Below are 13,010 nucleotides of genomic sequence, written 5' to 3' on the forward strand. Positions count from 1 at the left end.
TAGCATGCCCGAGGGCGATGAGTGAGCGCTCACCCGGTCCATTTTCGCGGACTTCCGGCGATCTTGTCTCACAGCAGGTAACTTCCCCTTCACCGCGCGTTGCCGGGAAGCTTCGAGCGTCGTTTCCGCTCGGGTGAGGGGGACCGCATGGTGATCGCGGACCTGCTGGGAGTGGCGAGGATGACCGCCATCACGCTGGACGGGCGTGGGCGCATCAGCCACTGGGACGACACCGCCGCAGACCTGTTCGGCGCCGCCCGGCCGCAGGCCGTCGGGCGTCCGCCCGCCGCCCTGCTCGGGCTCCCGAGGGAGCATCGCGGCGCCTTCGAGCCGGAGGTCTTCGGGCACGTCTGGTGCGGGACCTGCACCCTGCGGCGCGTCGACGACGGCGAACCGGCCGAGGTCGGCTGGTGGGTCTACCCGATCGACGGGGAGCCGGGCGACCACGGCATCCGGGTCCTGGCGCTGGCCGCCGACCTGCGCCGGCTCCGCCGCGACGGGATCGGCATCACCATCGGCGACCTCCTGCTCGCCCCGCCCGACTCGGCCGGGCCGTCCGACGGCGCCGCCCGGCATCCGGCCGCCGCCCGGCTGCTGCGGGTCGAGCCGACCCTCGCGGCGCCGTCCGGGGACGAGCCCGACCGGATCGCGGGCCCGTTCGCCGGCCGCCTCGCCGAACTGCTGACCGCGCTGGACCGCGCCGCGTCCGAGAAGATCACCTCGCAGGTGCTCGGCTTCGGCTGCCCGGCGGTCTCGCTCGGGCTGACCATCCGGCTGCCCCTCGTCCCGCACACGCCGTCCGCCCCGCACGCGGGCCTCACACCCCTGGGAGGCGCCGCGCCCCGCGCGGGCGGCGGCGCGCACCCGAGAAGAGGGCCGGGGACGTCCGGGCCCGCGGACCGGCCGCCGCCCGCCCGCCGGGACGTGTCGCGCTCGCTGGAACCGCTCGCCTACCTCGGCGCGGCCGGCGAGCAGATCGGCAGCTCGCTGGACCACCTGCACGCCGCGCGGACGCTCGCCGAGGTCGTCGTGCCGCGGCTCGCCGACTTCGCCGCCGTCGAGCTGCTCGAACGCGTCGTCGCCGACTCGGCGCCGCCCGCCGACGAGGTCGACGAGACCACACCGATGCGCCGCGTCGCCGTCGCCCACAACGACGAGCCCGGACGCTGGGAGGAGGCCGTCCCCGAAGGCGAGGCGCTGTTCCTGCCGTCCGGCACGCCGTTCGTCCAGGCGATGCGGACGGGGCGGCCCGTCCACATCCCGTGCGTCGACCCCGAGCAGGCAGCGCGGATCGCCGCCGTGTTCGGCGACCGCGACCTGCGGCCGCTGTTCACCGGCCGCGCGCTGCTGGTCGTCCCGCTGATCGCGCGGGGCCGGGTGCTCGGCACGTTCAAGCTGCTCCGCAAGCCCGACCGGCCCGGGTTCGACGAGCTCGACCTCGCCATGGTCGACGAGCTGGCCCGCCGCGCCGCGCTCTGCGTCGACAACGGGCGGCTGTACCGGCGCGAGGTGAAGGTCGCCGAGGAGCTGCAGCGCAGCATGCTTCCGGACGACCCGCCGGACGTCGCCGGGGCCCGGGTCCGCTACCGCTACCGGCCCGCCGGGCAGGCCGCCCAGGTCGGCGGCGACTGGTTCGACGCCATCCCGCTGCCCGGCTGCCGGCTCGGCATCGTCGTCGGCGACGTGATGGGGCACGGCCTCACCTCCGCCGCGATCATGGGGCAGCTGCGCACCGCCGTCCGCACCCTGGCCGCCGAGGACATGCGGCCCGCCCGGCTGCTGCGCCAGCTCGACGGGCTCGCCCGCCGACTCGGCGAGGACTACCTCGCCACCTGCCTGTTCGCGGTGTACGACCCGGTCGAGCGGCTGTGCACGCTCGCCAACGCCGGGCACGTCCCGCCCGTGCTGGTCTCGGCGGACGGTGAGAGCCGCGTCCTGCCCGTCCCGTCCGGCGTGCCCGTCGGGGTCGGCGGGGAGCCGTTCGAGACGATGGAGGTCAAGGTCGAGGACGGGTCCCAGCTCGTGCTGTGCACCGACGGGCTCCTCGAACGCCGCGACCGCGACATCGACACCGGGCTGGAGGAGCTGCGCGACCGGCTCGCCGGGGCGTCCGCCGACCTCGACGGCACCTGCGACGACCTGCTCGACACGCTCCCGGCGCCCACGCCCGCCGACGACATCGCCATCGTCGCGGTCGGCTTCGACGGCATCCCGGCCGACGACGTCGTCAGCTGGGAGCTCGAACCCGAGCCCGGCTCGGTCCCGTGGATCCGCGCCCAGGTCGCCTCCCGGCTCGCCGGCTGGGGCCTCGGGGCCCTCACCGACACCGCGCGGCTCCTCGTCAGCGAGCTCGTCACCAACGCCCTCGTGCACGGCGCCGGATCCCTCGGCGTCCGCCTGATCAAGGGCCGGACGCTGCTCTGCGAGGTGCACGACGACGGCGCCGACATGCCGCATCTCCGGCACGCCGACGCCACCGACGAGTCCGGCCGCGGGCTCCAGCTCGTCAGCCACCTGTCCACCCGCTGGGGCACGCACCGCACCGAGGAAGGCAAGATCGTGTGGTTCGAGCAGCGCATCCGGCCGTACTGATCACCGTGGTCGTGGGCCCGCCTCGCGATTCTGAGAGGTAAATGTCCCGTTCGCGCCAGATACTTTCCAACCTCCCCTTCGTTCTGATCGAAGGTGTCGCCGTTCATCGAGGCCCACCGGGGGACGAGTTGGGTGAGGATCTGACGCTGCCGGTTCCGGAGACGCTCTACGGCACGTACGCCGTGGCGCTCGCCGAGCCGATCCCCGACCCCGCCGCCCTCGCGCACGGCGAGGTGACGCGGCGCACCTCGCCGCCGCTTCGCGACCTCGTCCTCGGCATGCTCGACAGCCCCATGCTCACCCTCGACCAGCGGCCGGCGGGGGGCTTCCCGCCGCTGCCGGGAGAACTGCTCGCCGCGTACGGCGGCTCCCCGTCCACCCTGGAGGCCGTCGACGCCGCCGAGCACGTGCTCGCCGTTCGCGCCGCGTACCGGCCGGGCCGTCCGCCCGCGCACGAATGGGCCGCCCGCGCCGTCGCCGGCGCGCTCGGCGCCGCCACGGACTCCCCGGTGATCGACGTCTTCACCCCGCAGGTCCTGCCGCGGGACCGCCTCTTCCGCTCTCTGCCGGGGCCCGGCGGCACGATCAGGCTCACCGACTGGATGCTCCTTCCGCACACCTCCGGCCGGAGCGGTTTCTACTTCACCACCAAGGGGCTCGCCAGATTCGGTCTCCCGGAACTGCAGACGGAGAACGTCCCACCCGGCCTCGTCGAGCCGTGGGGGCGGCTCCTGAACGGCCTCGCCCGCCGCGTCCTGGACCTCTGGCTGGACGAACTGCCTGCCGGCGAGCAGCCCCTCGTGGTCGAGATCCCTGAGATCGTCTCCGTCGGTCTCCAGGACATCGCCGCCGCTCAGGGCGTCGACGAGCCGATGCGGCGCGAGGTGTCCGTCCGGCTGCGGCTCGATCGGGAACCGCGTCCCGTGCTCACCGTGCTGCCCGCCGAGGACGGCCCGGACCGCCTCGACGCCCTGTGCGCCGCCCTCTTCGGCGCCCCCCAAAGCCACCGCTGAACTTGCCGATGATCTTGAACTCGGCGCAGGATCGACACCGTGAGATTCGGCCCGCGTGACCGTCGCAGCCCCGAACCCGAGGACCCCGGCCCCCCGGAGTCCTCCGACCCCGAGGACGCCGGCCCCCGCCAGGGCCCCTATCCCGGGGACGTCCACGTGGCGGGCAGGAGCACCACCCCCGCCTCGAACGACCCCCCGGCCGACTGGGTCCCGGTCCAGCCCCCACCGGACACCGAGGGCGAGCCGCAAACGCCACGGAACCGCGGCGCCACCCAACCAAGCTCACCCTCGTGGACCCCATACGAACCAGGTGTCTCCCCGACACCCGGCGCAACAGAGCCGACACCACAGCACGAACCGCCCCCGCCAGCCCCATGGACGCCACCGGACCCCAGCCCCGGCGCCTCGGAGGCCGCGTGGCCGGGCGCTCAGCCAGGCGAGCCGACTTCACCCTGGACGCCCTACGACTCGGGCAGCTCGCCCGCCCCGGAGTCGGCCTCGGCGGAGAACCCGCCCCAGAAACCGCCTGAGCCGGGCCCAGCACCATCGGAATCGCCGTCCTGGGCACCACAGCGATCCGACACCGGTTCCCCCGCGGGCCCGTGGCCGGGCGGTCAGCCAAGCGAGCCGACCTCATCCTGGACGCCCTACGACTCGGGCAGCTCACCCAGACCCGGCACTGCCCCTACACCCGCCTCAACGCCACCAGAGCCCACCCCGCACGAGCCGCTGCCCGGCCCAAACCCGCAACCAGCCCTGCCACCGTCGTGGACGTCTCATGAGTCGGGTGCTACATCGGGGCCTGGCTCAGTGTCACCGGAGTCCGCCTCCGACGAGCCGCTGCCCGGGCCGCGCGTGCAGCCGGGCTCGCCCCCGTCGGAGCCGCCATCGTGGGCGTCTTATGGCTCGGGTGGCTCGTCTGGGTCTGCCGCATCGGGGCCTGGCTCAGTGTCACCGGAGCCCGCCTCCGACGAGCCGTTGCCCGGGCCGCACTCGCAGCCGGGCTCGGCGGCGTCGGAGTCGCCGTCCTGGGCGCCGCGTGGGTCTGATGCGGGTTCTTCGGCCGGTTCTCGGCCAGGTGGTCAGTCAGGAGAGCCGGGGTCCTCGTGGACGCCCTATGAGTCGGGCGGTTCGGGTAGACCCGGCGATGCCCCTGCGTCCGGCTCAACGTCGCCAGAGTTTGCCCCGGACGAGCCGCTGCCCGGGCCGCGCTCGGAGTCGCCGTCGTGGGCGTCTTATGGGTCGGGTTCGAGGGCGCGGGCGGGGCGGCATGTGCGGGGGGACGATGAGCCGTTCCTGCCGGGGAAGGGGCTGTCGGCCGAGCCGCCGGCGGTGACCGTGCCGCGGCCGCGGTGGGCGCCGGTGGTGCGGCCCGGGCCGATGGCGGATCCCGAGCGGCGCCGCGCGATGGCGGACGCGTTCGTGGCGGAGTTCGTCGGCAGCACCACGTGGCGGGCGACGCTCGCGGTGCTGGAGAGCGCGTTCCCCGGGCTCGGGTTGGCGGCGACGCTCTCGCGGCGCCCCGATGAGCTGTGGCGGACGATGCACCCGCTCGACCGGACGGCGGCGGCCAAGCTCGGGGTGCCGGCGTGGCTGGACGACGCCGGGATGGTGTTCGACCTCAGCGCCCGGCTGGGCGTGCGGGCGGTGCGGGCCGCGGCGCCGGAACGGCCGCGTCCGGCGCGCGCGTCCAGGCCGTACGCGGGCGCGTTCGTCGTCGACACGCTGGATCCGCTGCGCTACCACCGGGCCGTGGGCGGGCCGCGGGCGCCGCGCGACCTGCCGGGGGAGGGGACGCTGCCGGTCCCGTCCGCGGCGGAGGACGACGACAGCGGCGTCGTGATCGTCGCGAACCTGACGTCCGCGGGCGTCCGGGTGCTGGACTCGGCGGTGCTCTGGAGGTACGCGGGCCGGGTCGTCACCGGGACGCTGCTGGAACCGGGCCGCCCGGGGTCGCGGGCCAGGGCGCGCAGCGCGCTGCGGGCCCTGCGGCGCGTCGTGTTCGTCGATCCGGAGCTCGGGCTCGGGCTGTGCCTGCAGATCGACGCGGCGCGTGTCCCGCGGTGCCTGCTGGCGTTCAGCGTGGACCGGGCGGACGGCGCGCCGCGGTTCGTCCGGTCCTGATCAGTCGTCCGAGCGCAGCCAGGACAGGTCGCGCTGCCGGTCGGCCGGAAGCTCGCGGATGTGGTCCACGAGCTGCCACGGCTCCGTCGGCGGCGTGCCCTCGTCCGGCAGCACGCCGCACAGCAGCGCGCTCTGCGTGCCGACCGCGACGAACGGGCCGAACTGCGCGACCCCGCCGCCGCGCAGCGACGCCAGCTCGGCGAGCAGCGCGTTCACGGCGGACGCGTCCTGCGGGTCGTACAGGCCGCGGACGTAGGAGAACAGGTCCTCGGCGAGGACGTCCGGGCGGCGTCCGGACATCTGGTAGACGGTGCCCCAGTAGGTGCCCGTGGCCTGCGCAGACCGCTGGTCGCGAACGCGGACCCGCAGCCCGCACTCGGCGGCGCACTGCTCATAGGCCTCGGCGAGCAGGGCCTCGCCCTCACCCTCCTCGCTGAGCAGGACGCCGGTGACGACGCCTTCCTCCCGGTCGAGACGGTCGAGCATCTCGCGGTTCAGTTCCGCGACGTCCTGCTCCACCGCGTCGAGGGAGCGTGCCAGCGCGTGCTGTGCGTCCCGGTCGAGGTCGACGCCCGCCATCTCCTCGGAGAGGTCGCCGAACTGCTTCTCCAGCTGGTCCACCCGGCCGGTGACGGAGTCCAGCCTTTCGACGAGGTCGGTGGGCGGGCCCTCCGGCTGCGGCGGCGGGATCGGGATGCCGACCGGCTCCGTCGCCTCGTCGACGACCTGCTTGAGGGCGTCATGCTCCCTGGCGAGCTCGTTCAGTTGCTTCCGCAGGTTGCGCAGTTCCGCCTGGGCCTGGGGGAGCCGTTTGTCGGACGCCAGGTAGAGCTCGCGTCCGGCGATCGCAAGGCAGAGCAGGACCAGGATCACGGTGCTCATGTGACTCCTCGGGAAGCGGGCTGCGCTCTCGACGATAACCACCCGTGGCCGCATTGGCCGAGTGCGCGACGGATCTCGTCCGAAACGCCCTCATTTCCTGGGCGGCGCGCCCCGCCGGCGTCAGCCGAAGAGGCCGCCCAGCAGACCGCCGAGGACTTCCGCGGCACCGCCCGCGAGTTCGCCGGCCACGTCGCCCGCGATGTCCCCGGCGATGCCGCCGGCCGCGTCCGCGATCACGTGGCCGGCGACATCGCCCGCGTACCCGGCGACGGCGTTGCCGAACGCGTCCACGGGGGCGCCGGCGACGTATCCCGCGACGTCGCCCATCGCGCCGATGGCCACACCGCCGGCGATCCCGGCCGCGGCCGCGCCGCCGACCAGTCCGGCCGCGGCGACGCCGTGCCCGTGGTGGCCGCGATGCCCGTGATAGCCGGGCGGACCGTGATGGACGTGCACCGGCGGCGGGCCCGGGTGCCCTGGCGCGGCAGGCGGATAGGGGGCCGGGCCCGGCGGAGCGGGCGGGGGCGGCCCGGCGTGGGCAGGCGGCGCGTACGGGGGCGGACCCCCGGGCGCCGGAGGCGGCGTCCCGCCGGGCGGCATGGGCCCGGGCGGCATGGCGCCTGGTGGGGTGACGTGCCCGGGCGCGGGAGGCGGACCTCCGTGGCCGGGCATAGGAGAGTGTGCAGGCGGGCCACCATGGCCGGGCGCGGGAGGCGGACCGGCCGGCCCTCCGTGGCCGGGCGCGGGAGGCAGGCCTGGCGGGCCCCCGTGGCCGGGCGGAGGAGGCGGGCCGGGCGGGCCTCCATGGCCGGGCATGGGGGAGTGTGCGGGCGGTGCGCTCGGAGGGGGCGGCGGGAAGGCATGGCCCGGCGCGGCGCCGTGGCCCGGTGCGGCGCCGGGAGCGGGCGCGTTGGACGGGCCCGGCGGGTACGCGGGGCCAGGGCTCGCCATGGGAGCCGGATGCCGGCCGGGGTCGGGTGCGGGCGGCGGGAACTGCGCGTTGCCGTACTGCCCGTACTCGCCCGGCCCGCCATAGGCCGCCGCGGCGGGCTGCCCGGGGGGCGGAGGCGGGAAGGCCGCGGGCCCGCCGGGCGGTGGCAGCGGCGCCTGACCCGGTGGTGGCGGCGGGGGCGCACCATGGGCAGAGGGGCCCGGGCGGGACGACCGCGGCAGCGCGACGGCGGCGTCCAGCCACTGGCCGATCTTGGCGTTCCAGTCCGTCTCGGCGGCCTCGGCGTGCGGCACCCGGAAGACGCCGAACGACTCGTCCTGCGGGGTGTCGCGGTCTTCGGCGCGCAGGACGAACGCCATGGCGCTCGGGCTGGCGACGAAGCTCAGCCCGACCTTGTCGATGCGGCCCGCGAACGCCGTCGGCGGGTTGAGGTGGATCTCCTGGTGGAACGGCAGCTGCTGGGAGACGCCCCGCAGTTTGGACGACTCGAACGTCACATTGGTGATCTGGAAGCCGAGCTGCGCGATCGCGGCGAGCACCCACTGCTGCGATTCCAGCGGTTCCACCGAGATCGGGTCGACATCGCCGGGATCGGGCTGGCCGGCCAGGTCGACCTCGGTGCACATCCCGATGGTGAAGCCCGGGAGTTCGTGGCCGAGGACGGTGGTGAACGGCAGTTCGTACGGCAGCGGGATCGAGAACGACAGGTCGCGCTGCCCGCCGGGGTCCAGCCGGAAACCGCGGGTGAGGGCGCCGCGGTACACCTCGGGCCCGGCGGTCTCGCCCCCGTACCCGTCCCGCATGCGCGGCATCAGCGCCAGCGTCACATGCCGGACCTCCGCGGGCCCGGAGCCGCCGCGCAGATGCACCTTGCCCGCCACGACCCCGCCGGGCTTGCAGTTCGGCTCGGCCAGGATCGTGTCGACGGACGGCCCGCCGCCTGCCATCTGCCCGTAGGACACAGGCCGTTCCCCTCTCCCGACGCGGGGCACTCCCCGCGCATCTCCGCCCGCGCGACGCGGGCCGCGCACATCGGCCCGCTCAAGTTAGACCTAGTCCACCATGCCATCGGTTCACGCCTCGAAGCGGAAACAAGCCCATTTTCCGTGCCGCCCCCCGCCCCGCCGAATGCCCCGCGGCGCCAGGTTGCGCATGCCTGGCCGTGTGCGATTTGTGGATTGCCGCCAAGCCGCACAAACGTGGCCGTGCCCCGACGCGCGGTGATCGATGGACGCGGGGACGGGCGGGGCATCCGGTCAGCCGCCGTCGATGAACGAGGGCATCGCGGTGGCCAGCCGGAGGTCGCCGATGTGCGGCGTGGTGGCTGCCTGGGCGTCGGTGGTCGTGGCCGCGGCCTCCGCCTGCCCGGGTGGGCGGCTACTCCTCCTTCGAGGTGACGGTGACGGTGGCGTAGCCGAGTTTCTCCAGTGGCTCGCGGATCTGGGCGGCGTCCCCGACGGCGATGACGGTCAGGGCCTCCGGGTCGACGTGCTTGCGGTAGGCGTGGGCCACGCCGTCGGGGGTGGAGGTGCGGACGGCGGCCAGGTAGGCGCTCGGGTAGTCGGCGCCCAGGCCGTTGGCGGACACGTCGGCCAGCTCGGCGGCCACGGAGCGGGCCGTCTCGTACTCGGCGGGCGCCCGGTCCGCCAGCGCGCGGACGGACGAGCCGTGCTCGTCGGCGTCGATGCCCCGGGAGACGATGCCGCGCAGCTCGGTCAGCGCGTCGGCGACGGCGTCGGCGGTGACCTCGGTGTGGACGGCGCCCTGGGCGATGAACAGGCCGCAGTGCCGCATCCGCAGGAGGCCGGCGCGCATGCCGTAGGTGTAGCCCTTCTCCTCCCGCAGCACCGCGTTCAGACGCGACGTGAGGCCGCCGCCGAGGACGTGCGACGCGACCATCAGGGACGGCCAGTCGTGGTGCGACCGGTCCGGGACCCCGTGGCCGAAGCTGAGGTACGTCTGGACCGACCCGGGACGGTCCACGACGACGATGCGGGCGGCGGACTCGGGCATGATCCGGTCGGCGGTGGGGAGCGGCCCGCCGGTGCCCGCCCATTCCCGCAGGGCGGCGGCGAGGGCCGCGTCGGCGTCCGTCCCGGCCAGGTCGCCGGCGACGACCGCGGTCGCCTCGGCGGGGACCGCGGAGCCGTAGAAGGAGCGGACGTCCGAGCCCTGGAGCGCCCCGATCGAGGTGCGGGTGCCGCCCGTCGGCCTGGACGCCCGGGCCTCGGCCGGGAACATCACCGCGCGCAGTTCGCGCATGGCTCGCGAGCCCGGGTCGGCGTCCTCCTGGGCGATCTCCTCCAGCCGCTCGCGGACGAGGCGGCGCACGTCGGCGTCGTCCAGCGCGGGGCGGCGCACCACCGAGGAGAACAGCTCCAGGGCCGCGCCGAGCCGGGTCGTCGGGACGTCCAGCGCGATCCGCAGCGCGGTCAGGTCGGCGTGCGCGTAGAGGCTGGCGCCGAGCCGCTCGAACGCGGCGGTGAGCGCTGTGCCGCCGCCCGGCTCGGTGCCCTCCAGCAGGGCGCGGGCGGCCAGCGTCGCGACGCCGTCCAGGCCGGACGGCTCGCGGCCCGCGCCCGCATGCAGGACGAGCCGGACCGCGGCGAGGCGCCGCCCGGGCAGGTCGCAGCGGAGCGTCGCCGGGCCGGCCGGGACGCGGCCCGCGGCGCCGGCCGGGAACTCCCAGACCGGGACGGGCCCCGGGACGGGACGGGGCTGCAGTGCAAGGCCGCTGCTCACGAGGTGCCTCCGTAGGTCAGGGCGGTGCGGGCGCCGGGGGCCAGCCAGCGGCCCGCCATCTCCTTGATCGCGTCTCCGGTGACCGCGGCGGCGCGGCCGGGGGCGGTGAAGACCCGGGCCGGGTCGCCGAACTGCGTCGCGTTCTGCGACAGCGCGTTGGCGAGGCCGGTCACCGTCTCGGTCTGCTCCAGGAAGCCGCGTTCGGCCTGGGCGGTGGCGCGGGCGGTCTCGTCGGCGTCCGGGCCCTGCGCGGCGAACCGCTGGAGTTCCTCGTCCAGCACGGCGGCGATCTTGTCCGGTTCGGGGCCGATGGCGTCCACGATCGCCAGGGAGGGGCCGGACGCCAGCCGGGTCACCCCGGCCCAGACCTCGGTCGCGATCTGGTCGCGGCGCACCATCCGGTCGTAGAGGCGGGAGCCGGAGCCGCCGCCGAGGATCTCGACGGCGAGCTCGGCGGCCTCGACGTCGTCGCCGCCGTCGGTGGGCAGGGTGAACATCGCGAAGTACGCGGGCGACGGGACCTCCTCGTCGACCGACTCGCCGCGGACGCCGGTCAGCGGCCCGAGCTCGCCGGGACGCGCGGCGGGCTGCTGCGGGCCCACCGGAAGGCCGCCGAAGTAACGCTCCACCGCCTCCAGCGTCTTCTCGGCGTCGACGTCGCCGACGACGGACAGGACGGCGTTGCCCGGCGCGTACCAGGTGGCGAAGAAGTCCGTGCAGTCGTCGAGGGTGGTGGCGTCCAGGTCGTCCATGGAGCCGATGGGGGTGTGAGCGTAGGGGTGCCCCTCCGGGAACGTCAGCGCGCACAGCCGCTCGAAGGCCGTCCCATAGGGCTGGTTGTCGTAGCGCTGGCGGCGCTCGTTCTTCACGACGTCGCGCTGGTTGTCGAGGTTGGCCTGGGTGAGCGCGGCGGGGAGCGTGCCCATCCGGTCGGCCTCCAGCCAGAGCGCGAGCTCCAGATGGCTGACCGGCACCGTCTCGTAGTAGTTCGTGCGCTCGAACGCCGTGCTGGCGTTGAACGCGGCGCCCGCGCTCTCCAGCAGCGCCGCGTGCTCGCCCTCGGCGACGTTCGCGGAACCCTGGAACATCAGGTGCTCGAAGAGGTGGGCGAGCCCGGTGCGGCCGGCGCGCTCGTGCCGCGAGCCCACCCCGTACCAGATGTTCACGGCGGCCAGAGGTACGACGTGGTCCTCGCAGACCACCACGCGCAGGCCATTGCCGAGCGTGTGCTCATGCAGCGGCTGTTCTGCCACGGAGCGCTCCCGTCCGTTCGATGGGTCGGCTGGTGGACAGCACCGCGCCCGTCAGCGGGACGTGCCCAGGCGGCGGGCTTGATCTCGGTCTCACCGTACCGGGTGCACACCCCCCGGCCGACTTCGTCGGAATCAGGACGCGGCCGACTCGTGCGCCGCGATGGCGTCCTCGAGCGACCGGTGCAGGACGAAGATCTTGGTGAGCTGGGTGACGTGGAAGACGCGCCGCACCCGGTCGTTGACGCCCATGAAGGACATCGAGCCGTCCCGCGCGCGCAGCCGGTGGTAGATCCCGACCAGCACGCCGAGACCCGTGGAGTCCAGGAAGGTCACCTCGCCGAGGTCGATGACCAGATGCGAGCCGCCGTTGTCGATGATCTCGAGCAGGGCCTCCCGCAGGCGGGGGCTGGTGAAGACGTCGATCTCACCGCTGATCTTCACGACCGTGAGGCCCTTTTCGACGCGATGCTCGACGGCGAAGTCCACCGGTGCTCCTCTCTGCCGCTCGTCTCGTCAAGAGCCCTAGGGAACTTCCAGGGCCCCCGAAGGGGAACTCATTAGCTACCCTCGTCGCGCGCCGTTACGCCCGTCCGGCCGGTGACACACGTCATGGGGACCTGAACAGCGCCCACACCACCTTGCCGCGCGACAGGGCCCGCCAGCCCCACCGGACGCTGAAGGACTCGACCAGGTGCAGGCCGCGCCCGGTCTCGGCGATGTAGTCGGGCTCCTTGCGGCGCGGCGCCGTCCGGCTCGCGTCCATGATCCCGCAGAGCAGCCAGGGCGCCTCGTGTCCCAGCCGCAGCCGGATCGCGGACGGCGCGGATCCCAGCGGGTCGGCCGGGTCGCCGTACAGTCCCTCGCGGTGCACGGCGTCGCCGGGCCGCCCGCCGACCACCCTTCCGCTGTGCCGCAGAGCGTTCGTGACGAGCTCGGAGACGACGAGGCCGACGTCGTCGGCGAGCTCGGACAGGTTCCATTCGGCGAGCCAGGAGACGGCGAAGTGCCGGGCGGCGGTGACCGACTCGGGGTCGGGTTCGACGGTGAACGAGACCGTCGGGCCGCTGAGGTCCGTCAGCGCCGTGACGGCCGTGTCGAGCAGTGGAGGCAGGTCACAGGACTCCGGGACGGGCGTCGAGCGCCCATCGTGGCCCCGTGGGTCGGCCGGCCCCGCCACAGGGCCGAGCTCCCACCGCGTGTCGTCGTGCGCATGGCGTGACGTCATTCCACCGGACCCCGCAGAGTGATCTCGTTGTGCAGCCGTGGCTCGGAAGTCTCGTGCGTTATCCTGCGCATCGTAGCGTGCGAATGCAAGGCCCAATGCACGTGCATCCGCGTCCTGAGGGTGTGGGGCGACGCGGGTCGTGCGCGGGTGATCGGAGGTAACCGCAGGACACTGAGGCCAGTGGCACACTAGGTTCGCTGTCCGCCGCAATAGCCGGGAGGTTGGGC

General features: G+C 74.5%; 9 protein-coding genes. 3 read left to right on the top strand and 6 right to left on the bottom strand.

Annotated features, from left to right (window positions below; genetic code table 11):
- Positions 1-147: 147 nt before the first annotated feature.
- From ACQPXG_RS07555 to ACQPXG_RS07565, 3 genes are all read left to right on the top strand, one after another.
- A complete protein-coding gene (locus tag ACQPXG_RS07555) occupies positions 148-2,592 on the top strand; it encodes a SpoIIE family protein phosphatase (protein WP_433466892.1) in 2,445 nt (814 codons plus the stop codon).
- Positions 2,593-2,720: 128 nt separating this feature from the next.
- Complete coding sequence (locus tag ACQPXG_RS07560; RefSeq protein WP_433466893.1) at positions 2,721-3,605, top strand: hypothetical protein; 885 nt, start codon at positions 2,721-2,723, stop codon at positions 3,603-3,605.
- Between the two features lie 1,272 nt (positions 3,606-4,877).
- A complete protein-coding gene (locus tag ACQPXG_RS07565; protein ID WP_433466894.1) occupies positions 4,878-5,729 on the top strand; it encodes a hypothetical protein in 852 nt (283 codons plus the stop codon).
- On the opposite strand, the gene ACQPXG_RS07570 is transcribed toward ACQPXG_RS07565, so the two are convergent.
- From ACQPXG_RS07570 to ACQPXG_RS07595, 6 genes are all read right to left on the bottom strand, one after another.
- The gene (locus ACQPXG_RS07570) at positions 5,730-6,611 is read right to left on the bottom strand and encodes a hypothetical protein (RefSeq protein ID WP_433466895.1); all 882 of its coding nucleotides are present in this window, start codon (positions 6,609-6,611) and stop codon (positions 5,730-5,732) included.
- Positions 6,612-6,731: 120 nt separating this feature from the next.
- Positions 6,732-8,525 carry a sporulation protein gene (locus tag ACQPXG_RS07575; protein WP_433466896.1) on the bottom strand — a complete coding sequence of 598 codons (1,794 nt, stop codon included), beginning with the start codon at positions 8,523-8,525 and terminating at the stop codon, positions 6,732-6,734.
- Positions 8,526-8,940: 415 nt separating this feature from the next.
- A complete protein-coding gene (locus ACQPXG_RS07580) occupies positions 8,941-10,305 on the bottom strand; it encodes a M16 family metallopeptidase (RefSeq protein WP_433466897.1) in 1,365 nt (454 codons plus the stop codon).
- Entirely contained in the window at positions 10,302-11,558 is a 1,257-nt protein-coding gene (locus ACQPXG_RS07585; protein ID WP_433466898.1) for a M16 family metallopeptidase, read from the bottom strand. Before ACQPXG_RS07585 ends, ACQPXG_RS07580 begins: the two co-directional genes overlap by 4 nt.
- 132 nt (positions 11,559-11,690) lie before the next feature.
- On the bottom strand, positions 11,691-12,044 hold the full coding sequence (locus ACQPXG_RS07590; RefSeq protein WP_433466899.1) for an STAS domain-containing protein: 354 nt from the start codon (positions 12,042-12,044) through the stop codon (positions 11,691-11,693).
- 121 nt (positions 12,045-12,165) lie between these two features.
- Entirely contained in the window at positions 12,166-12,783 is a 618-nt protein-coding gene (locus tag ACQPXG_RS07595) for an ATP-binding protein (protein ID WP_433466900.1), read from the bottom strand.
- Positions 12,784-13,010 lie beyond the last annotated feature (227 nt).

The sequence above is a fragment of the Spirillospora sp. CA-128828 genome (assembly GCF_050945415.1).
Lineage (GTDB): Bacteria > Actinomycetota > Actinomycetes > Streptosporangiales > Streptosporangiaceae > Spirillospora.

Coding starts and splice junctions, on each gene's coding strand:
- ACQPXG_RS07570 (WP_433466895.1), bottom strand. CDS start 6,611: ATGAGCACCGTGATCCTGGTCCTGCTCTGCCTTGCGATCGCCGGACGC.
- ACQPXG_RS07555 (WP_433466892.1), top strand. CDS start 148: ATGGTGATCGCGGACCTGCTGGGAGTGGCGAGGATGACCGCCATCACG.
- ACQPXG_RS07595 (WP_433466900.1), bottom strand. CDS start 12,783: ATGACGTCACGCCATGCGCACGACGACACGCGGTGGGAGCTCGGCCCT.